A 23,253-nucleotide genomic window follows, 5' to 3' on the forward strand; every position below is an offset into this window, starting at 1 on the left:
TCAGAATTATTGCTGGGTTGGCATAATTGGGTCGCGCGAGAAATCATCTGGGTCGTAGCCAATATCTCCCACAAAACAGAACGATAGCGCCAACTCAAAATCGTCCTTATTTAAGATGAATGGATTGGTTGGGATCATTTGGCTAATATCAGTTTTGAATTTTCGCCATTCACGTTGGGCATGGTAATCCCTTTCTGGAACTTGAGGATAAATACTGTTGAGTAAATCTTTGTAGTCAAGCTGGTTGTCTGTTTCATCAAGTTTTTCCTGCAACTCTGTGTCAATTTCCTCGAATAGATTCCTCATAAAGTCGGGGTAGCGTCCTGATAGGGCTAGAAATGAGAATAAAACTTGCTTCGTTTCTGGAGTCGGTTCTTGACGTTTTTGCCAAATAATTTTGAGGATTTTATAGATATTAATTAGGCGTTTGCCCGTGCGAGGCGTGATATCAACGTATTGGCAGCATTTCACGATTAAATCGAGTTCAGCTTGTTCAATCGTGTTGATTTCGTTGATATTGCTTCCTAATTCTGAGGTTACGGAGTCTACCTCTGGTTCTAGTTCAATTGGCGGTAATTCGATAGTTTGTGCTTGACTGAAATCCTGTTGAGCGATCGCCGCATCATTTGTTTGCTGTGAAGAAGTGATTGGCTTTTGCGTAGCAGTAGTCTGAATTGGTTCTTGTTCTAAGGCTGGCGGTAACGATTTCTGTTCAGTAGTTGGAATTTCGGTGGGGATATTTTCTAGAACATTGATTTGTGAGCCGAGATATTGCTCGATGGTATCGGAAGAAATTGGTCGCATCCGATAGGGGATTTGGATGATTTTTTCGAGATAATCAATGCCTGATGGTTTGCCGCGCCGCTTCAAGACACCGGAATAAACTTCTTCTAATGCCCGCGCAATATAGCGATCATCGACTGCTAGTACCACCACAAAAAGCTGGGTTTTTAGCAGCAATTGAACCGTTTCAAGAACTTCTACAACGCGGTCTGGTGGGCAACGGTCAAGGTCATCGATATACAGAATTACTCTCGGTTCACCACGAGGGAAAAGGTCTTTGATTTTCTCATCACGCTTTTCTTTGGGCGGCAGTAGTTTATCGCTCAAATCCTGTAAATCTTGCTGCACCTGATTAATCATCCCCAACATATCTGTATAGTTCTCAGGCTTGAGGCGATCGCCTAAAAATTCAGCGAGGGAATCATATTGCAGTTCTGGCAATTTTTGTTTTTTGCTTTCAATATCTTTTTTTAGAGTGGTTAATTGCGTGTTTAATTTTTGTGCTTGTTCATCTTGCTCAACTGCCGCCCGCATTTCCTGCTGAAGTTTTTTCTGAGTTTCTTGAATTGTGAGGTTTGCGTCTTTTGACCATTTATTAAAGTTGGTCAGTAAATCCCGTGCTTTAAAGCTCGCAGGTGTTCCAAATCCAAGCATCCCAAAAGCACTGGTAATAAATGACCAAGTTGTACTGTCAGATTTTGCTGCGAGGAGTTGATTAAGCCAAGGATAAAATTTCCATGGAATCAAAATACAAATAAATACCAGCAGGAGGAAGATCAGTAATGGTCGCCATACCCTTGGTAACCATCTTCTGAGACTCGGAAAAGAGAAAACTTCTGGTTTGCGATCGCCTAAAAATAGATTTGCACTTTCACCAAAAACGTTGATCAAATCTTTGACGTTTTGTGGATCAAAATCTGGATCTTTAGCGCGAATACTCTCAGTGATTTTTAGTTCAACATTTTTTCCAAAATGCTTATGAACTTGTTTTATTAGGTCTGGCGATGAAGCAAGGGCAAGGTTCAGGTTATTATCCATTCCCTCTGCAATTTCACATTGGCGTTTTTTGAGGGCTTGTTTAGTTTCTTGCAGTAAAGTTTCTTGTTCTTTGATATCTTGTTGAACTTGGTTTTGCGATCGCCGTAATGTTTCGAGAAGTTCATTTTTGAGTTCGCTTTTGAGTTCGATATTTCGTAAGCGCTCAAATGTTTCTGGGTCTAGATTTTGCTCTAAAAAATATTGGTGATCGCCGGTGTTGAGATTTTCGAGAACCTCCCAAAGTTGACCACCGGAAAGTAAATCAACACCTGCTTGCTGAAGTTGCCGTTCAAAAGTAATTTGTTGGTTTAGCTCAGAGAAAATCTCCTGCATTAAGCTCGCCCAAAGGTTCTGTTTGGCGTAACTCCAAGCGTTAAATTTAATCTGATAAATATGCCCGACATAAGGCGAAAGTTTCTTTTCTCTATCGGGGTCATCTTCTTCTAATCCTTCACCCCAAGCCTCAACAAGCTGTCGATTTGAACAACGAATTTCATTGACTCGTTGCTGAATTAAGTGCATTCCAAAAGATTTGCCACTGCCCCAAGTCCCCAAAATCCCAACGGCGATTGGCGGTTCTAATTGTCTGAGAAGAAGTACATCTGCTATAGCCTGAAGCTCATCTTCAATACTTAGTTGGTCATCGCCTTGAGCTAAGTCATTGCTAATTCCTTGAGGGACTAAGTTGATTGTTTCTAAACTATCATTGTGTTGCCATATACGAATTGTTCTATCATCAGATGCGGATGCTAATAAATTGCCATCTGGACTGAAACAAATATCCCAAATTCTATCTTCATGACCTTGAATCGTTTTTAATGCTTTTCCTTGTGTACTCCAAAAACGAATCGTTTTATCTGCTGAACCTGTTGCAATGAAGAAGCCTTTCGGGTGAGATGTGACTGAATCGACTCCAAGACGATGACCACTAGACTCAAATAGTAATTCCCCATTTAATGTCCAGCTTCTGAGTTTTCGATCTGAACAGCCAGTATAAATCTCTACTCCATGATAACTAGAGCAAACAGACCTAACACGATCTGAATGTGAAAATGGTTTGAGAATAGCTTTTTCTTGATTCCAAAAACGAACTGTTCCGTCATCAGATGCGGTGATAAAAGTATCTCCATTGCCATTGATGCTATAAGTAACATCATGAATTCTGTCTGAATGACCTCTAATAATGATTGGATCATGATTAAAATTATTAAGACCTGATATATCCCAAATTCTGGCTGTTTTATCTGCTGATACAGAAACTAGTTGCTTTCCATTTCTATGAAAATCAATACCCCAAACCCATTCACTGTGACCTCTTAAAGTAAGAAGTTCTTCACCCTGTAAAGTCCAAAGTTTCACAGTTTGATCTTTCGATGCTGAAGCAATTATTTTGCCATCAGGGCTAAAAGCAACATCTAATATGCCTGATTGATGTCCAGTGAAAGTTTGTAAGTTTTCTCCCTTAAGATTCCAGATTTTAACTGTGCTATCGAATGACCCAGAGACAAGGAGTTGACTATCAGGTGAAAAATCTACACTTGAAACACCAGATTTATGACCATATAGCACTTTAAAAATACGGTAGTTTATTTGTTTTTCTTCGATTCTATTAGTGTCATTGAGTGGCTTCTCGATACATTGATGGATGACTTTAAAATGATCAATGAAATTTCTACGATTTTCTAGGACATACTCAGGATTTTTAAAAAAACCTTCAAGACTATTTAGTTCCCCCAACTCTTCTAAATGTTGTTGATAATATTCTTCTACTTCAGGATATTTATTAATCGCTAGACGTAAATCTTGTAGTAATCCTTGATTGGTTTTTACAAGTAATTCAAAGTCCAGATCTTCTCGTTGTAAAACATCGATGACCGTTTCAATCTCACCCAAAATTGTTTTAAAAGAGCTAACAAGTTCGGGGTGCTTTGCAAAATTGATAGTTTCAGATTGAGTTAGGTCTGATTTCTGCATGGGGTGATCATTGAAGAGATGCCCCAATTATAGAAAGAGAGCTATAGTTCGCGACGACCTTCGAGAGCACGGGCGAGGGTTACTTCATCTGCATATTCGAGGTCGCCACCCATTGGTAAACCAAACGCAATGCGCGTCACCTTTACGAAAGGTCGCAGGAGCTGCCCAATATACAAAGTTGTGGTTTCGCCTTCGACGCTGGGATTAATCGCCAGAATCACTTCTGTGATTTCGTCTTCACTGGCACGCTGTACGAGCTTTTGGATAGTGAGCTGTTCGGGGCCAATGCCATCCATCGGCGAAATCACTCCACCGAGAACATGGTATTTACCGCGATATTCTCTGGTTTTTTCGAGGGCAATCACATCTTTTGAGTCTGCCACCACGCAGATTGTGTCCTGCTGTCGTTTCGGGTGGCTACAAATATCACAAATAGACGTGGCGGAGAGATGGAAACAAGTCTGACAAACCCCCACCTGCTTTTTGGCGTTTAGGAGTGCCTGCGCGAAAGCTTCAATATCTTTTTCGGGACGCTTCAGAATATACAAAGCTAGACGCTGGGCGGTTTTTGGCCCAATGCCGGGAAGACGCTGAAATTGTTCGATCAGGCGGGCAAGGGGCGGCGTATAAATGGCTCGTTTCTCCGGTTCCGAAAATGTCCGAACCTTATCTTAAACGGCGATCGCCCCCATTTCCCACTTAGATTTTGTTATCTGATGCGTGAGTCTATTTTCTAGAGAAGTTGCGCAGATTCGTAGAGACGACGCACCATCGCAAGTAGGCGATCGCCATACTGAAGATCTGCTGACATCCGACCAGAGAGTTGCTGAATTAACGGTGCAATCCCGCGAGTAATAAACCGGAAACGAGGATCGACGATTTCCTGAACGATGGGTTCGAGGCTACCGTAGGCTTTCAAATGTTGGATGTGGGCACGAACACCAACGCGGGCACTGGGGAAAGTCGCACCGGATGCACCGCCACCTGCTGAACCAAGATTCGCAAAATTATTTTGGGACGCATCCACATCACCGATAAATTGCAAAAATGACGTTTCGAGACACATCTGCGCAAAAGCAATATCGGCATTAACCCCTTCCACTGCGGCCTCTTCGCGATAGAGCTTGGGCAGTTCTGGAAATTGCTGTAACGCCGACGCATTGTTATTTTTCAGGAAGACAATCATCTGTACTTCAGACAAATTGCCAACGCCCATAATCCGGTCGAGTTGACCCTGACAAATCGCCTGAATCGACGACAAAATTAACGTGCGAGTGTCTTTGTCCCAACCGACAGTAATGTTGAAATTCCGTAGCTCAATCGCCTTAACGTAAACGACACCTTGGTATTGCACGAGACGGAGCGACTCTTGGGCAAGGACATTCACGCCAAGACGATCAACAAAATCGACGGGTAGATAAGAGTTGCCGTTAATTAATATTCCTTGCTCTTCGTAGGATTGCTTATTGATCAGAATATTGATCGCGGGGTAAGTGGTTTCTGGAATGCTTGGCACTAACCCATTCAATTCCTGTAACCATGCCGCTAATCCTTCAGCGATACCAAGGGCAAAATCTTTACGGCGGTTAATTAAAAGGGTGCGATCACTGGGGCTGGTCAAAAATCCAACATCAAGCAAAATCGACGGAATCACCACTTCTCGGCAGAAAGGCAAACGACCTAATCCGGTTTGGGTATCGGGCTTCGCGCCACGGCTGCTGAGTTCTGGAACGCGTCTTAGCAATGACTTTAGAACAGTATTCGCATTTCCTTGGCGATCGCTGTTGTTGGCGATGTAATAGGCCGTAGCACCGCTAACACTGGGGTCGGTGAAGGCATCGGTTTGGAGCTCTAGGGCAATATCACCAGAACGGGCGCGGGAGTTGATCCAACGAACTGTATCCGCTGCACTCAAGTCATCGGGTACTGCCAAAATTTCTAAATTTAACCGCCGGACCTCTGGCACAAGCTGATCGCGTAGGAGGATCATTTGTTGTGCTTCGGTGGTATTTCCGGCAACAGCACCGGGATCTAGAAGACCCCCTTCCAAACCACCGTGACCTGCGGAAATGAAGATTCTACCCATTGGCTTTGCTATCGTATCGAGCTCAGAGATTCGTTTAAATTCAAGGTTAACTCTAATCGTTGAATCTACAGCAGGAATTTTGCGAAGAATTACAGTTTCGCCCCTTTAGCTCAGAAATTCGTGGTTTTCTACTGCTCTAGGCTGCTTTTCTGGAAAAATACTCGGCTTCTATTGTCTCGATTAGTAACGGTGGCGATCGCCTCGAATCCTCAATTTCTGTCGCAAAATATCATCATTTCCTAAAAAAAAGTTCGATCTCTACACCCTGGTAGTGCCGCAAAACAAGATTCACTAGGTAAAATTGAATGCGAAAATCAAGGATTGTTTAGAAAACTTGATACTCTAGAGATTCCTTAGATGGTGTTTGGTGCATCAACTTTCAGGTTAGTGGGGAGCATAGTCGAAGTGAGCTGTGCGATCGCCATTAGTGCCTGACATCTTGCGACAAATGCTAGCGAAAATCTTGGTACTGAACTCAGTCATTGATTGATTACGATCCCATTACCCAGCGAGTGATTATGGCTAAAACTTTGGATTGCAGTGATATTCTCTTTTCCGTCGATAAAAATCGTGTAGATCTACACCAGTTAAGAGAATTGTTTAATGCCACAGCCTTTTGGGCAAAGCAGCGATCCATGGAAGACCTCCGAACTGCTGTCTATTACAGCGATCCGGTGGTGACAGTTTGGGATGGCGATCGCATGATTGGGTTTACTCGGGGCACCTCAGACGGCGTTTTCCGTGCAACCATTTGGGATGTCGTCATTCACCCGGATTATCAAGGCTTGGGTTTAGGCCGCAAACTTGTCGAAACGTTGATTAGTCATCCCCGTATGAACCGGGTTGAGCGCATTTATTTGATGACAACCCACCAGCAAGAATTTTATGAGCGCATTGGCTTTACCGAAAATCAAACAACGACAATGGTGCTTCACAACCACGAACACCCAGTGAGCATTATTTCTTGTCCGATAGAGGAAGCCAGCCCTGTATCTGTATAGATCCTGTGGGAGTGAATTCCCGTTTTGCCTCTCCCCCTAATTTGATGATGAGCTTTGTTAGAAGTTGCCATTTTAGGGCGGGAGAAAACTCGAAGGCTTCAGCAGCGTGTTGTAGTTCTTTGAGCGTTGGTTTTTCTTTAATCTCTAGATCTGTGACACGGGCGTTTTCCCAGAAGTCGCCATCGCTTTGGCATTGCAACTGAAAGGTAAAGCGATCGCCCAATTTGCCGTACTCGAAATTAATATCACCCGATGGTGTTTCATTGATCGTCGTATTCAGCAGCGTTAAAAAGTACTGATAAGTGCGTTGGCGATCGCCGATCATTTCGATCGAGAAATCTTCCGCAACGTCAGGGCAATTAAGCTTGAGATTGCGATTTTGAGCCTTGACCATGAGCATTGTCTTGAGCTCTTCTATTACGGTCACAAGGTCAAATAGGTCAGACTTAGGGGCGATCGCACCGTAGTCTAATTTCGAGATATCAAGTACAAGATCAAGCAGCACCATAAATTTTTGGCTAGCTGCATAACATTGCGCAATAAATTCTTTTTCCTCTGCTGGATCTTCACAGAGATCTGCCAGGATTAGCTGCTGCAAACTCATCATGTGGCTCATGGGCGATCGCAGCTCGTGAGCAGTTTGACCGAGGAAGCCCGCTTGAATTTGCCCTAGTTGTAACGCCATCATCAAAGCCGTATCGGTATTGTTCATTGTGTCAGACATAACAAAACGTGACTGTTCGCCCTTCGGTATATATCGCAAAGATAAGATGAAAGAGACTCCACTTCATCCTAGGTCTAGCTGAAATGTTGAGCTACGCATATTTCCCTGGTTGTGTTGCCCAAGGAGCTTGTCGGGAGCTTCACCTTTCTACAATGGCATTAGCCAGCGCTCTGGATATAAATTTAATTGAGCTAAAAAAGGCTGCCTGTTGCGGCTCTGGTACCTATAAAGAAGAATCTCAACTCCTTGAAGATACAGTGAATGCACGAAATATTGCCCTCGCTGAATCTTTGAATTTACCTCTCCTCACCCATTGCAGTACTTGCCAAGGGGTTCTCGGTCATGTCGATGAACGACTGAAAGAGGCTAAGGAGAGTGAACCATTATATTTTGACAAAATTAATGGCCTTCTCGAAAAAGAAAGTTGTTCGCCTTACCAAGGGTCAACGGAGGTCAAACATATTCTCTGGGCATTGGTTGGCGATGTTGGTCTAGAGACTTTACGCAAAAAAGTTCAAAAACCTCTCAAGAATTTAAAGTGTGCCTCTTTTTACGGCTGTTATTTATTGCGTGCCCAAAAGACAATTCCGTTTGATGATCCAGTTGATCCGCGGTCGCTAGAAAATATTTTTGAGGCAGTGGGTGCAACTCCCGTGATATATGACGGCAGGACTCAATGCTGCGGTTGGCCGTTATCAAGCTATGCGACTGAACAATCTTTTAGTATGGCTGGTCGACATTTAAAAGCGGCGATCGCCGCCGGAGCAGATTGTATTGTCACCCCTTGCCCGTTGTGCCATCTAAATCTTGATTCCCGCCAACCGGAAGTCGAAAAAGTAATTGGCGAAAAATTGGGTTTACCGATTATTCATTTGCCGCAATTAGTTGCTCTAGCTCTTGGTGTTCCTCCAGAGGAATTGGGATTAGGTAAACATATTGTTTCCACAAAACCTCTGCTTGAAAAATTAGGATTTTAGGCGGAGTGTCGGATTAACGTTTGAGATTCATCCGCACTGCATCGGCAATGTAGAGCGGAAATTGTTGGTGGGTCACATTAAAGCAAACCCATGTGCAATGGCAATTTTCGCTGTCGAGCCAAATAATTGCTTTGTCGATATCGGCAGGCATGAGGCGAATATCTGTCTCTGTGGGATAAAGGTTTAATTTATCAGCAGCGGCGATCGCCTTTTCAGCGCTAGTGAAGGCCAAAATTGCTGGCGAAGACTGACCTCCAATATTGAAATCCCATTGCATCGGTGTTTCGTCTTTGTCTAGTTCACAGAGGAAAAACCATTCCTCAAGGGCAAATAACGACCGATATAATTCTGCCGCTAATTCGGGCGATCGCCCAGCCTGCATCTTTCGTACCAGCTCATCAAATAGATCAGGTGTCGATGGTTTTTGCGCAGAAATAATTGCGGTGATCGCATCAGATACTGTTATCTGAAATATGCCACCTCGATTCGCTTTCCAGTGTGCCAACCCTTCCGCAAAACCTTTATCAACCTGCACCTGATTCCCAAGCAGTTCAACCACACTTTTAGTGAGAGCCTCCCCAGAAAAAGGCATATGGCCAATACTCACTGGTTCAGTAGCGTCTGACAAGAAAGCTTTTTCCACCGAGATATGAATAATATTGGCATCTGTATCCACCGCACCGATCACGAATGTCGACTCTCGATTCTCCTCAGCGCGAACCTGATATGACCATCGCTGACCAACCTGAAATTGCGGCATTTTTTCGCAGTTAATAAAGTGCAGTTTCTAGTTTAAAAGCCGCCTGTGACCCTGACAAAACAAAGTAGATCAGCGCAAGCCACGACAGAGAACCATAAACTTCATCCCGAAAAACCCGAAAGCCCATACAAAAGGCGATCGCCATTCCCCAAAAAAGATCATCGGCAGAGCAATATACGATATCGCTGTTGACTGATATTATCTGTCCTACGGGATACCGCTTTATCAACAAGTAAACATTAAATCTCGCCGCTAGACTGCCGCAACAATCGTGTATTCACCTCAAAGGGAATCACCGTGGCTAACTTAAGCCAGTTAGATAAACTTGTTTGCTGTCACTCTAGCAATCGCCCATTCAACTTAGATTTAAATTTACCTTCATGTCTAAAAAACATCCGATTATTGCCGTAACAGGCTCTTCCGGCGCTGGAACCTCTACTGTAAAACGTGCATTTGAGCATATTTTCCGTCGCGAAAGTATCAGTCCTGTCATCGTTGAAGGCGATAGCTACCACAAGTTTAATCGCGTCCAAATGCGCGACATGATGGCAAAAGCTGCAGCAGGCGGTAAAAATCTGAGTCACTTCGGTCTCTACTGCAATATCCTCGACAAACTCGAAGAACTGTTCCAACAGTATGGTGAATCTGGTACAGGCCAGAAACGCTATTATCTTCACAATGATGGCGAAGCAGACTTTCATAATGGCCGACTCGGTACCGACTGTGGCTCTGGTGAATTTACACCCTGGGAAGATATTGAAACTGGTAGCGACATCCTTTTCTACGAAGGCCTACACGGTGGTGTCGTTGATGAAGTAATCGGTGTTAATGTTGCCCAGTACGTTGACTTGTTGGTCGGTGTTGTACCGATTGTGAACCTAGAGTGGATCCAAAAGATTGCTCGCGATAACGCTGAGCGTGGTTATAGTGCTGAGGCGATCGTCGACACAATTTTGCGTCGGATGCCTGACTATGTGAACTACATCACTCCTCAATTCTCCAACACACATATTAATTTCCAACGTGTTTCGACCGTTGATACCTCTAATCCTTTCATCGCTCGTGATATTCCCACGCCTGATGAAAGCTTTGTTGTCGTCCATACCAACAAGCGATTCAGAGAAAGATTTGACATTGATTTCCCTTATCTTCTCAACATGATTGAAGGTTCCTTCATGTCCCGCCATACGACACTTGTTGTCCCCGGTGGAAAGATGGGCTTCACGATGGAAATTATCCTTGCACCTCTCATCAAGCAGATGATTGAAGAAGCTGGTGGTATCTAATCTATTTTTAGCTAATCTGTGATTTTTTCTTTCAAACTCATGAATTAAGAGAGCTATATCTTTTTTGATGAAATACGATTGAATTCAGAAATTAATCGCGACATAGCGTATGAGAAGACTCCCTAGATTTTTATAAAAATCTAGGGAGTCTTTTTTGCTTATTGATGTTTGCTTAAGCCATCAAAGGATCAAGAGTGGACTTGAGTTCATCTGCGAGGGTACGCTGCTGCTCAGTTGTGCTCGAAAATTGCTGGCTGAGTTGCTCTAATTCCCGAAGCGGTTGGTTAATGCCATCAAGATTATCTTGAATCGGTTGTAAGTGAGTTTCAAATAGCTCAAGTTTTGTTTTTAAACGTTCGAACTCAAATTTTTTCTGTTCGTAGTCATTCTGCATTTGCTTGAGGTGCTCCCGATCCTTGCTCACCTCAGATGTTTGCCCAGATAAAATATCCTGCATTTGCTGAATTGACTGAGTGAGCTGCTCAATATCATTAGTGAGTTTTTGTTGTTTTTCGCTATATTCTTGCTGCTCATTCTGGACGCGGGAAAGGACTGGATTGAGGTTGATATTAGTTTCAACTTCAACTTCGATCGCCCCTTGCCGGCGCTTTAAAACTTGGAGGTGCTGACGCATTACTGATTGGCGATCGCGCAAGGTTCTTCTTTGACCAACGAGGGTTTCATTGAGCATTCCCATTTGCTCTTGTTCGTCTTTAAGTTCTTCTTCCAACTCCTGATAAGCCATCACATTACCGGTGTCTGCTGTCTCAATTTTTTCCCGCAATTCTTTGACTGCATCGTGTTGGAGCGTTAATTCTTCTTCTTGGTCATTAACGAAGTTAACAAGCTTGTCGAGCTCAGCTTTGAAGTTATTGACAATACTTTCGAGTTCACCGAGGGGCATCGACTCCAATGCTTCAACATCAACGATTTCACCTTCTCCATCTCCAAGGCCTGCTGCAAGTCCACTAATTGAAGTGCTGAGTTCTTCATGGTTTTGCAGAGCAAAGGTTAGAAACTGGAGGTGCTGTTGCTTGGCATGTAGGAGTTCTTGTTTGACTTGTACCTGAATTTTTGCATCTTCAAGGGAATGGGTTTTCTCTTGTAGGTTGCCCTCATGTTGCTGAAGATCTGTGGCGATCGCCTGAACTTCTCCTTCTAGCTGTTGATAACGATGACGATCTTGCTCTAGATCATCCCAGGCTGTTTTGAGTTGCTGTTGCTGTTGCTCAGAAGACTGTAAAACTTGGCCTAAGCGCTCCTGAAAATTGTCCGTTGGGGCGATCGCCCCTTGAATTTGCTCGAAAATTGACTTGAGACGTTCTGCTTGCTCCGGTGCAAGACTGCCACCAGAACCATTGCTCTCTCCCTGAACTTCTTCTAAACGGGCCTGTTCACCCCGTAGATGTTCCCAGGCACCTTCTAGTTCAGCCTGCTTACGATCAAACTCAGCTTTGATCTCATCAGACTCTGCCTTAAGTTTTTCTACTTCATCCCGCTGGGCTGCGAGACGTTCTAATTCTTCTTCTGCCCCTTCAAGCTCTTCGAGACGATTCTCCATCTCTGCCTGGCGACGGTTAAGCTCCTCTGCCTGATAAGTGAGGGACTGTTTCCATTGCTCAATCTCTTCTTCTTGGGATTTCGTCTTTTCCAATAGACGTGAAAAATTCTGTAAAATGCCGAGAATACGGTTGCCAGCAGGTTCCGGTGTTCCCTGAACTTGACGATTACCACCGAGGTTAATGACGATTAGTGCTCCATCTCCATAGGGCCCTAAATCATCTGTGGCGATCGCCTCATCTCCTGGTACGGCACTCCAACTTTTGTCATTGCGCTCACAGGCAAGCAGTTTTACCTCCGTTTTAACGCCCATGAAACCTTTGGTCTTTTTGACTTCTGCAAGATATAGCACGCTGCTAAATTCCCCTCGAAAGCTCTAGTGCTTGAATGCGGTGTGGCTGTGAAGATTCCGAAAGAACAGGTGTCCCATCGAAAGATTGAGTCTGACAAAATTCGCAATTTTCCGGAAAAAATCAGGGATTTTCGTCGAATGGCAGTCAGCTCTAAAATGTCTTGGCGACATTGCCATGATTCTAGTCGATCATTATAACCATTACGAATCGCAAGATTCAGAGTGTAATTTTTCGTGATTTTCATAGAGATGAAATAGTCACATAATTCGCTCTGGGTCTTGTCTGTAAGACGTTTTGGTGATGTTCCTATTTTGATGAGTTCAATGCTTTAGTTTTCTGTTCTATTTGTTACAAATCCGGATCTCAAGTCGTCATGATTGTTGGAATATAGAGGTAGCATCATCAACTTCATGTTGTGGAGGACTTGCCTACAATATGTCTTTACATTGTGAGCAGAATCCATTGTTTTAGCTGGTGGTAACGAAAGTTATGTATACAATATTGGCAGTTACATTCAACACTCGAGCATGCTCGATAAGGTTTGGTCTTGTGCTTTGCTTTTTAGATTGGATGTATCAGTTTCAATAGGGCGATCGCCGCTGTATAGGGTCGAGACTATCGGAATAGGATGACGATTCACGAATTGAGTTGCTGGGATTAATATGCACGGGACTCTGAACGAAATTGATATTAGAAGTATTTTCCAGCTAGTAGAGTTGGGACAACGTACAGGCCAACTGGTCATTGATGCCCCGACAGCTTCCTTTGACCGCAATACAAGTTGGCAAAATACGGAGCTGTTTGCCCAAAATCGAGATATTGCAGCTTCTTCAGGGCGTAATTTGGCCTGGTATGTCTTTTTTGTGAATGGCCAGATTACCTATGCCACAAATAACCGCAGCTCAAACCTGAAGCGTCTAAAAGGCTATCTCCGGCATTATCATCTCGACGAACAATTAGATGAACTAAAGGCACCTGAGGCGATCGCCTCGATGAATATCATAGAATATGCATACCTCTGGTTATTGCTAGAACAGCATGTTATTACGACTGATCAGGGCCGTCATATTCTCCAACGCATGATCCAAGAAACCCTTTTTGATCTACTCAGTCTTCATCAAGGCTCTTTTAACTTTCGCCTTAGCACTCCCTTATCGCCTCAGCTTGCTAGCTATTCCATTACAAATCTATTGCTTGAGAGCGCCAAAAAAGTCCAGAAATGGAAGCAGCTTTTGCCGCTCATTAAATCTCCTCACCAATGCCCCATCATCATTTATGAAAATAAAGTAGCCGCAGATCTGCCTCCTAGTGCCTACCAACGATTAACCCATTGGAGCAAGGGAAAAACCTCTTTACGCCAACTTGCTCGTTATCTAAACCGAGATCTCGTTACTTTATCTAAGGCACTACATCCCTATGTCGAAAAAGATTGGATCCAGATGCTCAATCCTGACCAACCTGCTGCAACGACTTTTCAGCCTGCATGGGAAAAGCAACAGACCCTAACGGCTCCCAAAATTTTGTGTATTGACGATGACCTGACAATTGGTAAAACCGTTGAAGAGATGTTACGTCCTTATGGCTATGAGGTAGAGCTTATTCAGAATCCTCTGGTGGCATTTGAGCGTGCCTTTAGCTACGAACCAGATTTGATTTTGTGTGATATCGCGATGCCGAAGTTAGATGGTAACCAGATCTGTAATATGCTGAGAGCTTCAAACCGCTTTCGACTTACCCCGATTGTGATGTTGACGGGTAAAGAAGGTTTTATTGATCGGATCAAGGCAAATATGGTGGGTTCTTCTGATTACCTCACCAAGCCTTTTGGCTCCCAGGAATTATTGGCTCTAATCGAAAAATATATTTCGTGGCAAATGCCGATGACTTCGTCTGCTGCTCCTTAAAAAACAACCGGATTGATCATTGATCTTGAGGTAAAGAGAGTATCATGGCATAGTGTGAACAGGCGAAAATTTTTCGTTACTTCGTGGCCTTGTCTTTACTCTGTAACGGGGTTATAGCTAAATAAAGCATACTTCTGTATTTGAAAGTATCTTTAGAATTAGGAGACAACCTTGTTCATCTATCTGCCAATCCGTTTGGTTTTACAGAAGCTACTAATGTCGGCACTTTGTTTCTTGGGAATCCGTAAATGAGTAAAATTTTGGTCGTTGAAGACAGCATCTCTCAAAGAGAAATGATTTCAGAACTGCTCAAAGGAAGTGGTTTGAAAGTCGAAGTAGCAGGGGATGGTGTCGAGGCGCTAGAAAATTTAAAGCAGTTCCAACCTGACCTTATCGTTTTGGATATTGTCATGCCTCGTATGAATGGCTATGAGCTGTGCCGCAAAATTAAATCTGATCCGAAAACAAAGGATGTTCCTGTGGTGATGTGTTCTTCAAAAGGTGAAGAATTTGACCGATATTGGGGCATGAAGCAAGGGGCTGATGCTTATATTGCAAAGCCGTTTCAGCCTGCAGAATTGATCGGTACGATTAAGCAATTACTGCGGAGTTAGGCGATCGCCCGAACGACAATTATTCCTTAAGCATTTTGAGTTTGAGATGTGTCGAGACGAAATATGACATAAGTGATCGCGAAATCTATAAACTGCCCTAAAATCTTGTTTAGGTATCCGTGAGAGTCATGGTTGGTAATACAGAATTTGGCCAAAACCCATCACCATTTGGCTCAGAAGTCCAAAAACTAGAAAGTCCGGAAGGTGAACTGCACCTACGTTTTACATTGCCTTCTGGGATGGCATTTGCCCTTCCTGCCGAAGGTATCCGTGAAGTGATGCAGCAATCACCCGATCAGATTACGCCTATCCCTAATGTTTCTCCCCTGCTCTTGGGCACTATAAACCTCAGAGGACAAATTATTTGGGTAGCAGACTTAGGCCAGTTCCTTGGGGATCAGATTCCTCTGAGGACAGATCGCCAGGAACTTCCGGTCATTGCCATCGAAGATCAGGATACTCTGTTGGGCTTGGCCGTCGGTGATATGAAGGGAATGCGTTGGTTGCCCCCTGAAGATCTACAAATTCAACTCAGTGATGTGCCAGACAGTATGGCTCCTTTTGTGCGGGGGGGGTGGCTTCCTGGTGAAGATGAAGATTTGATTTGGCATTTGTTAGACCATGTGGCAGTGTTGCGCTCGGCACGATGGGCAACCTAGGACGGCTCTTCATTGAGATGTATTGAGAAATCCATTGCTTACCAAATAAATAAAAGTAGATTAGATTTGAAAAAGGAGCCCAATTTGTCCAGAATTCCAGTCCACAATTCAGTACGATTATCCTAAGGTCGCGGAGCCGAAGTCGAGGAGAGAAACGAATGCCACTCAGCACTGATTACATGAAAGAATACAGCGAGGCGCAAAATGCTTATTTCCAAAACGATTTAGGCAAAGCCGAAAGCATTACCAATCAGTTGTTGAAAGCCCATCCAGACGACCCTAATTTGTTGCTTTTAAGTGGTCATATTTATTTGGGATTGCAAGATTTTCAAACGGCATCACAGCAATATAACCAAGTATTGGATGTAACGCAGCAGGAAGATTTTCATGAATATGCCCGCCAAGGTTTAGAACAAGCCTCTGCTTCTATGGGCGATGAGGACGCTAATGGACAGGGCGTAGAAAATCAAGACTTTACTGAATCTGATGATGACTATGGCACATTAACTCAGGACGAGAGTGGTTTATTCGGGGATCATGTTGATTTCGGTGAGCCTGAGGCAAGTGGCGATTTTGAAGGAGAGTCTCTGGATGAGGAACCATTTTCAAATCCTTTTGATACAGAGAATTCCTTAGGAGCTGTGGCTAAAAGCTTTAATAGTTCTGAAGAAGAAGATTTGAATTCTCCCTTTAGTAGTGCTTTTGAATCAAATGGTGGCTCCTTCGATGACGATTATGAACAGGAAGATTTTCCGTTTGTCGATGAAACATCCAGTTTAGGTGGAGAGCCAAATTCGAGTTTTGATGATGAATTAGGGAACTGGATGGCTGAGTCAGGTAATGATGGCGAACAGACTTTTGTTCTTCCTACGGGCGGCGATCGCCAAAGCTCAGACTCATCCATCAACGATGATCAGGGTGACTCCGACTTTATCAATAGCTTTAGCGGAGAGAACGAAGATGATCAAAACTTTGTTGACTTTAACCCTGATGCTCTAGATGATTTCAGTGCTGGTGATGACAATGAAATTGATCTTGGTAGCTTCCAAGATTTTATTGATGAGAGTGATAACGATGTCGATGCCGCCTCTCCTCAGACCTTAGGTACATTGGCAGTTGACCCGATCCAAGAAAACTTTGATCAGGCAGACCAAGAGTATGGTGATTTTGACCTTGGTGATGAAGATGTAGATGAATCTCCTGTGGCTCCTGGGAATTTTCAAGAGACTTTATTGATGGGCATTGATGGTGGTGGCAGTGATTTGTCCCATGACACCCTAGAATCTGCTTCCCCTGATTCAGGTTTATTTGAGTCCGATAACTATGCAGCCGATTCATTTGCCAATAATGATATTGAAGATGATATCGATCCTGAAGATCTAGCCTTCCAAGATATTGATTTAGATATGCCCGATGATGAGCCCTTCTACGACGAAGAGATGAGTCTCGGCGGATTAGGCGAAGAATTATTGAATGATAGTAGTCTTGCCGCCGATGATAATGAAGATGAAGAAGGTTTTCTCGAAGAATTTCATGTCTTTAATGACGAAGATCTAGATCATCTCCCAAATCTAGATATGGATGTCGATGATGTCGATGCAGATATGCCCGACACTAATTTGTTTGACTCTAGTCTCGGAAGTGCAGGGAGCCTCTCTTTTACAGATACAGATGACTTGACCATTGACGAAGACGATAGTGTTTTCTCTACTTTTGGCGGCAACAAATCAGAAGAAGTGGTTACAAGCTTTGCTAAAAATAGTGAAAAACCAGCAGTTGAAGCCACATCCGATGTCGAACAAGGTTATTTTGCTTGGTTTGAAAATGCAGGATTACAACAAAAACAATGGTTTACTGCAGCCGGGGCTGGTATTGCCTCTTGTTTAGCCTCTGCATTCGTCACTTATTGTGTTCTTAGTGCAACACCTCAAGAGAAACGCACAAGCGATTTTGTGAATTCCATTGCCATTTTTGGCACGCTCACCACATTAATTACAGGCTCTGCTAGTTTTGGTGCAACCTTGCTACTTAGTCAGATCACGACTAAACAAATTAAGCGCAGTACCGACAATCTCCAATCTCAATTTGATGCGGTTTCGAACGGTAATTTAAACGTTAAAGCGACCGTCTATTCTGAAGATGAATTCGGGGAACTCGCCACTGGATTTAACCAAATGGCACGAGTGATTTTGACCACTACTAGTGAGGCTCAACGTCGCGCTGAAGAAACCGAGCAATCTAAGGAAGATCTACAACGCCAAGTGATTCGACTCCTAGATGATGTGGAAGGCGCAGCAAGAGGTGACTTGACCGTACAAGCAGAAGTGACGGCTGACGTATTAGGCGCGGTTGCTGATGCGTTTAACTTAACCATTCAGAACCTACGAGAAATTGTCCAACAGGTAAAACAGGCTGCGAGACAAGTGAACCAAAACTCTGCCGATAGTGAATCTTTTGCGCGGGGTCTGTCTAGTGATGCGTTACGTCAAGCAGAAGAGTTGGCTGTCACTTTGAACTCGGTACAGATGATGACCGATTCGATTCAGCGTGTGGCAGAAAACGCGCGTGAGGCAGAAGAAGTTGCGCGTACTGCATCTGCGACAGCGCTTAAAGGTGGTGAGTCTGTAGAACATACGGTAGCTGGTATTTTGCAGATTCGAGAAACAGTGGCTGAAACTGCCCGTAAGGTAAAACGTTTAGCAGAGTCTTCCCAAGAGATTTCGAAGATTGTTGCGGTGATCTCTCAGATTGCATCTCGTACAAATTTGCTCGCCTTGAACGCATCAATTGAGGCGGCCCGCGCAGGTGAATCTGGAAAAGGTTTTGCGATTGTTGCGGATGAAGTCAGACAACTCGCAGACCGTTCAGCGAAAGCTTTGAAAGAGATTGAGCAAATCGTATTGCAGATTCAGTCTGAGACAAGTCTTGTAATGACTGCAATGGAAGAAGGTACGCAGCAGGTTATCGATGGTACGAAGCGTGCGGAACAAGCGAAACAGTCTCTGGAAGATATTATTCAAGTATCAAACCGAATCGATGCGTTAGTACGTTCGATTACTGCTGATACCGTTGAACAGCGAGAGAACTCTCGAGCAGTGGCACAGGTAATGCAGTCGGTCGAATTAACAGCTCAGGAAACATCCCAAGAATCTCAACGGGTTGCAGGTTCGCTCCAAAATCTTGTGGGAATTGCAAGGGATCTTTTATCTTCTGTGGAAAGATTCCGCGTCGAGTCTGGAGACGAAAAATAACTGGCTGTTGTGATGATATCTGGGATATTCTTCTCAGAACATTAGGCTGGTGTGCGTTTTTCGGGAAAGGGAGTTGGTATGATTTGTTCATTCATCCCTTTTGCTTTCCAGTATGGCCAGTCAAAGAAGCTCTAATAGCACTTTAAGAATGTGGTTTCAGCGGCTAACTGCTGCTGTTTTTTTGGGAGGACAAGTCATTGTTCACCTATGTCGTGGTCGGTTTAATCGCCGGATTACGATTGAACAAATGGCTTCTGTTGGGCCGGATTCGTTGCTGATCGCGTTGGTCACGGCAGGTTTTGTGGGGATGGTCTTTACGATTCAGGTGGCTCGAGAATTTATTTATTTTGGTGCTGGAACAGCAGTTGGTGGTGTTCTTGGATTATCTCTAACGCGAGAATTAGCACCTGTGCTTACAGCTGTAGTTTTGGCTGGTCGGGTCGGGTCGGCATTTGCGGCTGAGATTGGAACAATGCGGGTGACGGAGCAGATTGATGCGCTACATATTCTGCGAACTGACCCGATTGATTATTTGGTGTTACCGCGTTTTTTGGCTTGTTGTTTGATGTTGCCGCTGTTAACAATTTTGTCGTTGTTGACTGGCATGATAGGTGGGTTAGTAATTGCAGCGAGTTTGTATCAAATTCCTCAGTCTGTTTTTATCAATTCGGTTCGTTCATTTCTACAATATTGGGACATTATAAGTGCGTTAATTAAATCCATTGTTTTTGGTGGGTTGATTTCTATTATTGGGTGTAGTTGGGGTTTGACAACCTCTGGTGGTGCTAAGGGAGTTGGACAATCAACGACGACAGCTGTTGTAACATCTTTACTCGCTATTTTTGTTGCGAATTTTTTCTTGTCATGGGTGATGTTCCAAGGTCTTGGGAGTGCATTGGTTGGTTAGAGTCATATACCTCAAATATTTTTTTGTTATTGTTCTATTTGCTTTTTTTTCGCTCTGTTTACATGGGTGTAATAATGCTCGGATTCGTTTAGATGATCAGCAAACAATTGTCGTGGCGATCGCCTCATCTTTAAGTGATGTGATGTCAGAAATTCGTACAGAATTTATCGGATCTTATCCAAATGTAAATGTTGTTTTTAATGCTGCAAGTTCTGGGATCTTGGCACAACAAATTGAGCAAAATGCACCTATTGATATTTTTGCTAGTGCTGATCTAAAAATTATTCAGGAGTTGATTAATCAACAGAAAATCAATCCGCAAACAAATAAGATTTTTGCTCAGAATCATTTAGTCTTGGCGGCAGTAAAGAATTCTACGCTTAATGTTGAAAGTTTAGAAGAATTAGTGAGTGACGAAATCAACAAAATTGCACTAGGCAATCCAAAACTCGTTCCCGCTGGTAACTATGCAAAAAATGCTTTGAGGCGATCGCCCTCGAATCAGGATTTATACCGAACCTTAAATCTACAACAAAAACTAGTTTTTACTGAGAATGTACGACAAGTCCTAACGTATGTTGAAACCCAATCAGTTGATGCAGGATTTATTTATCAAACAGATCTTCAACATTCTCAAGCTGTGTCTCAACTTCTCGCATTGGATTCTGAACAAACAGGGGAGATTTCTTACGCGATCGCCCCAATTCAGAAAACAATAAATAAAACTGGAACCCAAGAATTTATCGACTTTGTTTTAAGTCCTCAAGGTCAAGAGATTATTGCTGAATATGGATTTTGGATGGCTACGGATTAACTTCGGTGTTTTTCCACTCTTGAGACGAAGATAACTTATAGATAAAACGGTTCTGAGGATTGCCTCGTAGTTCTAAATGATCAACAGTGTGCGGCTGGAAGATTAGCAAAACAAAACTGTCAAGAGGAGACTTTGAGCTTGAAGTTTCGACATTAAAATCATCGGAATTTATATTGCGTTGTGCTGTCGGAGATGGCCAAGCAAATTGTGAGCGGGCACTATCTGAAATAGTCTCCCATGTCTGTTGTCTTTCTTGAAAAAAATCAGACTCCAAATCATCTGCATTGACCATTTCTATCGTGCCTGCAAGACGAAATTGTTCACGGGTTTTTGTGAAATACCATGCGATTTCTGCTTGGTTGTGTGAGGCGAGATGTTCTATCTTTTGGCTGCGGCGATCAGTGATGATTTTTAAGTAATTGGTTTGCTCCACAAAGCCACGAAATACAACAGTACGATTGGTCGGCAAACCCTCAGGCGTGACTGTTGCCAGTTGGAAAAAGCGGCAGTGCATTTGGCTACGATTGCGATGGAGAGCACGAGATAAGGGCGATCGCCATGGCGCTAACTCAATAGGATTCGGCATAATCTCAAACGTCCTAGGAAGTCTTTGATTGCCGATTTTTCTGGGCAACTCCCCAACATTCCCTCACTAATTGATGCCAAGGCATCAGCACTTTCATCTCGATGCCAGCATGGCCACCCGTTGCATTAAACAAAGATTTTGTAGCATTCACTTCTGCCTGTGCTTGCTGAATTCTCTCCATAAATGTTTCCTGTTCTTGGGGCGACATAAAAGATAATTGTTCTTTTTTTAAAGCAGATAGCGATCGCTCAAACCAATAAGAAAAATCATCTAAAAGTGGTGCCAGGATCGTTTTCAACAATTCTGGATCGTTTGGTATTTCAGCAGGGACCATAAAACTTTTTATGTGAATTATTCTTTACGTACTTTAACGTTTTTCTCTGATCGAGTTTGTGCATGGCTTCGATGCAGAATATTAAACAAAATTAATATTCAGTTCTGGAGCTATGGGAGCACTGATAAAACTAAGGAGGAGTCAGCCTTTTGGCTACTCAATGCAAACCTTTACGTTACGGTAGCAGAACGTGAAATATGAAATTCGATACAAACCCGCCTTTGCTTGTTTGTTTGTAACCCTTGATCCGGGTGAACAAGTGACTGCTGAAGCTGGCGCGATGGTCAGTATGGATGGTGGGATCACGATGAAGACAGAATTTTCAGGGGGCTTTGTGCAGGCAATATTGCGATCTTTCTTTGGTGGAGAATCGCTTTTTGTCAATATCTACCGTAATACCAGCAACAAAAAACAAACCGTGATTTTGACCCAATCGATGATTGGCGATATTCACCGGATTGATTTATCCCAAGGACCAATTTGTTTTCAGCCCGGTGCTTACATTGCCCATACCCCCGGCGCAAATATGGGCGTAAAGTGGGCCGGGTTTGCCAGTTGGTTCGCTGGAGAAGGACTCTTCAAGCTTGAATTTACAGGCAAAGGACGCGTTTTCTATGGTTGCTATGGCGGCATTATGGAAAAACAAATTGCGGGCGAATACATCGTTGATAACAGTCACCTTGTAGCCTATGAACCCGGTATCACCATGAATATCCGTATGTCTGGTGGCCTTCTCGGATCGCTTACCTCTGGCGAAGGATTAGTGAATAAGCTGAAAGGCCGCGGCAAAGTGTATCTCCAATCCCGTAGTGTCGATAGTTTGGTTGGTTTCCTCCGTCCGAAATGCCGATTCTAAAGTTTCTATTTCTCTAGAAGGATTAACGCTGTCACGACACGACTAATCCCCAATCATTATTTCTCGTTTACTCTCAAACGCTTGAATCTTTATGGATATACAACTTTTACACCAGCCTGATAATGCGATCGCCCATATAAAGATGGATGCTGGCGAAGAGATCGTCGCCCAAGCGGGAGCGATGATTGCGATGAGCGGCAGCATCAACACCAGCACGACTCTCCGAAAGGGCAAAGGTGGCGGCATTATGGGCGGCCTGAAACGGATGTTGGCGGGAGAATCTCTCTTTTTAAGCGTATTCCGCGCCCCTGTGCCCGATAGTGAAATCTGGTTTGCCCCAAAGCTGATGGGAGATTTATTGCTCTATCAAATGCAAGGCGATGAATTTGTAGTGCAAGCCTCTTCGTATCTTGCCTCTGGTTCCAATGTGGATATTGATCTAGGCTGGCAGGGTTTTAAATCGTTTTTCTCTGGTGAATCAATTTTCTGGCTCAGCATCTCTGGTCAGGGGCCATTGCTAGTGACGTCCTTTGGGGCGATCTATGAAATCGATGTCGATGGTGAGTACATCGTTGATACTGGCCATATTGTCGCTTTTGAGAAAACCCTAAGCTTCAAAGTTGGTAAGGCAAATCCGTCGTGGATGGGCGCATTCCTTGGAGGAGAAGGACTCGTCTGTCGTTTTCAAGGAAAAGGCAAACTCTACTGTCAAACCCATAATCCTGGTTCCTTCGGTTCTCGGGTTGGTTCGCGATTGCCTCCCCGTTAGGGATTTTTGAGTAAAGC

20 protein-coding genes are annotated in these 23,253 nt (G+C 43.6%); 11 read left to right on the forward strand and 9 right to left on the reverse strand.

The window, feature by feature from the left end:
- Positions 1-6 precede the first annotated feature (6 nt).
- From LEPTO7376_RS23585 to LEPTO7376_RS12970, 3 genes are all read right to left on the reverse strand, one after another.
- Entirely contained in the window at positions 7-3,795 is a 3,789-nt protein-coding gene (locus LEPTO7376_RS23585) for a P-loop NTPase fold protein (RefSeq protein ID WP_015134625.1), read from the reverse strand.
- A 41-nt stretch (positions 3,796-3,836) separates the two neighbouring features.
- Positions 3,837-4,427 (reverse strand): recombination mediator RecR, encoded by a 591-nt coding sequence (gene recR / locus LEPTO7376_RS12965; protein ID WP_015134626.1) that lies wholly within the window; start codon positions 4,425-4,427, stop codon positions 3,837-3,839.
- 101 nt (positions 4,428-4,528) lie between these two features.
- On the reverse strand, positions 4,529-5,881 hold the full coding sequence (locus LEPTO7376_RS12970) for an N-acetylmuramoyl-L-alanine amidase (protein WP_015134627.1): 1,353 nt from the start codon (positions 5,879-5,881) through the stop codon (positions 4,529-4,531).
- Positions 5,882-6,399: 518 nt separating this feature from the next.
- Between LEPTO7376_RS12970 and LEPTO7376_RS12975 the strand changes: the two genes are divergently transcribed.
- Entirely contained in the window at positions 6,400-6,882 is a 483-nt protein-coding gene (locus LEPTO7376_RS12975) for a GNAT family N-acetyltransferase (protein ID WP_015134628.1), read from the forward strand.
- Here LEPTO7376_RS12975 and LEPTO7376_RS12980 read toward each other — a convergent pair.
- Positions 6,839-7,606: a sensor histidine kinase KdpD gene (locus tag LEPTO7376_RS12980; RefSeq protein WP_015134629.1), complete on the reverse strand. Its 768-nt coding sequence runs from the start codon at positions 7,604-7,606 to the stop codon at positions 6,839-6,841. The two genes, LEPTO7376_RS12975 and LEPTO7376_RS12980, sit on opposite strands and share 44 nt — an antisense overlap.
- Positions 7,607-7,689: 83 nt before the next feature.
- Here LEPTO7376_RS12980 and LEPTO7376_RS12985 point away from each other — a divergent pair, with 83 nt between their 5' ends.
- Entirely contained in the window at positions 7,690-8,583 is an 894-nt protein-coding gene (locus LEPTO7376_RS12985) for a CoB--CoM heterodisulfide reductase iron-sulfur subunit B family protein (protein ID WP_015134630.1), read from the forward strand.
- A gap of 13 nt (positions 8,584-8,596) precedes the next feature.
- On the opposite strand, the gene LEPTO7376_RS12990 is transcribed toward LEPTO7376_RS12985, so the two are convergent.
- The gene (locus LEPTO7376_RS12990; RefSeq protein ID WP_015134631.1) at positions 8,597-9,343 is read right to left on the reverse strand and encodes a hypothetical protein; all 747 of its coding nucleotides are present in this window, start codon (positions 9,341-9,343) and stop codon (positions 8,597-8,599) included.
- A gap of 10 nt (positions 9,344-9,353) precedes the next feature.
- Entirely contained in the window at positions 9,354-9,575 is a 222-nt protein-coding gene (locus LEPTO7376_RS26445; RefSeq protein WP_160148454.1) for a hypothetical protein, read from the reverse strand.
- 148 nt (positions 9,576-9,723) lie between these two features.
- Between LEPTO7376_RS26445 and LEPTO7376_RS12995 the strand changes: the two genes are divergently transcribed.
- Entirely contained in the window at positions 9,724-10,629 is a 906-nt protein-coding gene (locus LEPTO7376_RS12995; RefSeq protein ID WP_015134632.1) for a phosphoribulokinase, read from the forward strand.
- Positions 10,630-10,801: 172 nt separating this feature from the next.
- Here the strand turns inward: LEPTO7376_RS12995 and hmpF are convergent, their stop codons facing one another.
- Positions 10,802-12,541 (reverse strand): pilus motility taxis protein HmpF, encoded by a 1,740-nt coding sequence (gene hmpF, locus LEPTO7376_RS13000; RefSeq protein ID WP_015134633.1) that lies wholly within the window; start codon positions 12,539-12,541, stop codon positions 10,802-10,804.
- A gap of 663 nt (positions 12,542-13,204) precedes the next feature.
- Between hmpF and LEPTO7376_RS13005 the strand changes: the two genes are divergently transcribed.
- The 6 genes from LEPTO7376_RS13005 to modA all read left to right on the forward strand — a co-directional run bounded on the left by LEPTO7376_RS13005 (position 13,205) and on the right by modA (position 20,691).
- The gene (locus LEPTO7376_RS13005; RefSeq protein WP_015134634.1) at positions 13,205-14,446 is read left to right on the forward strand and encodes a response regulator; all 1,242 of its coding nucleotides are present in this window, start codon (positions 13,205-13,207) and stop codon (positions 14,444-14,446) included.
- Between the two features lie 248 nt (positions 14,447-14,694).
- Positions 14,695-15,060 (forward strand): response regulator transcription factor, encoded by a 366-nt coding sequence (locus LEPTO7376_RS13010; protein WP_015134635.1) that lies wholly within the window; start codon positions 14,695-14,697, stop codon positions 15,058-15,060.
- A 128-nt stretch (positions 15,061-15,188) separates the two neighbouring features.
- Entirely contained in the window at positions 15,189-15,719 is a 531-nt protein-coding gene (locus tag LEPTO7376_RS13015; RefSeq protein ID WP_015134636.1) for a chemotaxis protein CheW, read from the forward strand.
- 158 nt (positions 15,720-15,877) lie between these two features.
- Complete coding sequence (locus LEPTO7376_RS13020) at positions 15,878-18,970, forward strand: methyl-accepting chemotaxis protein (RefSeq protein ID WP_015134637.1); 3,093 nt, start codon at positions 15,878-15,880, stop codon at positions 18,968-18,970.
- Positions 18,971-19,082: 112 nt separating this feature from the next.
- Complete coding sequence (locus LEPTO7376_RS13025; RefSeq protein ID WP_015134638.1) at positions 19,083-19,877, forward strand: MlaE family lipid ABC transporter permease subunit; 795 nt, start codon at positions 19,083-19,085, stop codon at positions 19,875-19,877.
- Positions 19,870-20,691: a molybdate ABC transporter substrate-binding protein gene (modA, locus tag LEPTO7376_RS13030; RefSeq protein ID WP_160148455.1), complete on the forward strand. Its 822-nt coding sequence runs from the start codon at positions 19,870-19,872 to the stop codon at positions 20,689-20,691. The genes LEPTO7376_RS13025 and modA overlap by 8 nt, the downstream gene beginning before the upstream one ends.
- Here the strand turns inward: modA and LEPTO7376_RS13035 are convergent.
- The gene (locus tag LEPTO7376_RS13035) at positions 20,681-21,277 is read right to left on the reverse strand and encodes an Npun_F5749 family FMN-dependent PPOX-type flavoprotein (protein ID WP_015134640.1); all 597 of its coding nucleotides are present in this window, start codon (positions 21,275-21,277) and stop codon (positions 20,681-20,683) included. The genes modA and LEPTO7376_RS13035 overlap by 11 nt on opposite strands.
- A 13-nt stretch (positions 21,278-21,290) precedes the next feature.
- Positions 21,291-21,611: a DUF2605 domain-containing protein gene (locus LEPTO7376_RS13040; protein WP_015134641.1), complete on the reverse strand. Its 321-nt coding sequence runs from the start codon at positions 21,609-21,611 to the stop codon at positions 21,291-21,293.
- A 190-nt stretch (positions 21,612-21,801) separates the two neighbouring features.
- On the opposite strand from LEPTO7376_RS13040, the gene LEPTO7376_RS13045 reads away from it, so the two are divergent.
- Both LEPTO7376_RS13045 and LEPTO7376_RS13050 read left to right on the forward strand, forming a co-directional pair.
- Positions 21,802-22,467 (forward strand): TIGR00266 family protein, encoded by a 666-nt coding sequence (locus LEPTO7376_RS13045; protein ID WP_015134642.1) that lies wholly within the window; start codon positions 21,802-21,804, stop codon positions 22,465-22,467.
- A 91-nt stretch (positions 22,468-22,558) separates the two neighbouring features.
- On the forward strand, positions 22,559-23,236 hold the full coding sequence (locus tag LEPTO7376_RS13050) for a TIGR00266 family protein (RefSeq protein ID WP_015134643.1): 678 nt from the start codon (positions 22,559-22,561) through the stop codon (positions 23,234-23,236).
- The last annotated feature ends 17 nt before the right edge of the window (positions 23,237-23,253 follow it).

The organism is [Leptolyngbya] sp. PCC 7376 (assembly GCF_000316605.1).
Taxonomy (GTDB): Bacteria; Cyanobacteriota; Cyanobacteriia; order Cyanobacteriales; family MRBY01; genus MRBY01.

What these genes read in the sequence shown, in the direction of transcription:
- LEPTO7376_RS13020 (WP_015134637.1), top strand. Translation starts at nt 15,878, where the DNA reads ATGCCACTCAGCACTGATTACATGAAAGAATACAGCGAGGCGCAAAAT.
- LEPTO7376_RS12980 (WP_015134629.1), bottom strand. Translation starts at nt 7,606, where the DNA reads ATGTCTGACACAATGAACAATACCGATACGGCTTTGATGATGGCGTTA.
- LEPTO7376_RS12970 (WP_015134627.1), bottom strand. Translation starts at nt 5,881, where the DNA reads ATGGGTAGAATCTTCATTTCCGCAGGTCACGGTGGTTTGGAAGGGGGT.
- LEPTO7376_RS13005 (WP_015134634.1), top strand. Translation starts at nt 13,205, where the DNA reads ATGCACGGGACTCTGAACGAAATTGATATTAGAAGTATTTTCCAGCTA.
- LEPTO7376_RS12990 (WP_015134631.1), bottom strand. Translation starts at nt 9,343, where the DNA reads ATGCCGCAATTTCAGGTTGGTCAGCGATGGTCATATCAGGTTCGCGCT.
- LEPTO7376_RS13035 (WP_015134640.1), bottom strand. Translation starts at nt 21,277, where the DNA reads ATGCCGAATCCTATTGAGTTAGCGCCATGGCGATCGCCCTTATCTCGT.
- LEPTO7376_RS12995 (WP_015134632.1), top strand. Translation starts at nt 9,724, where the DNA reads ATGTCTAAAAAACATCCGATTATTGCCGTAACAGGCTCTTCCGGCGCT.
- LEPTO7376_RS12975 (WP_015134628.1), top strand. Translation starts at nt 6,400, where the DNA reads ATGGCTAAAACTTTGGATTGCAGTGATATTCTCTTTTCCGTCGATAAA.
- LEPTO7376_RS13025 (WP_015134638.1), top strand. Translation starts at nt 19,083, where the DNA reads ATGGCCAGTCAAAGAAGCTCTAATAGCACTTTAAGAATGTGGTTTCAG.
- LEPTO7376_RS13050 (WP_015134643.1), top strand. Translation starts at nt 22,559, where the DNA reads ATGGATATACAACTTTTACACCAGCCTGATAATGCGATCGCCCATATA.
- LEPTO7376_RS13040 (WP_015134641.1), bottom strand. Translation starts at nt 21,611, where the DNA reads ATGGTCCCTGCTGAAATACCAAACGATCCAGAATTGTTGAAAACGATC.
- LEPTO7376_RS12985 (WP_015134630.1), top strand. Translation starts at nt 7,690, where the DNA reads ATGTTGAGCTACGCATATTTCCCTGGTTGTGTTGCCCAAGGAGCTTGT.
- LEPTO7376_RS13015 (WP_015134636.1), top strand. Translation starts at nt 15,189, where the DNA reads ATGGTTGGTAATACAGAATTTGGCCAAAACCCATCACCATTTGGCTCA.
- LEPTO7376_RS13010 (WP_015134635.1), top strand. Translation starts at nt 14,695, where the DNA reads ATGAGTAAAATTTTGGTCGTTGAAGACAGCATCTCTCAAAGAGAAATG.
- LEPTO7376_RS23585 (WP_015134625.1), bottom strand. Translation starts at nt 3,795, where the DNA reads ATGCAGAAATCAGACCTAACTCAATCTGAAACTATCAATTTTGCAAAG.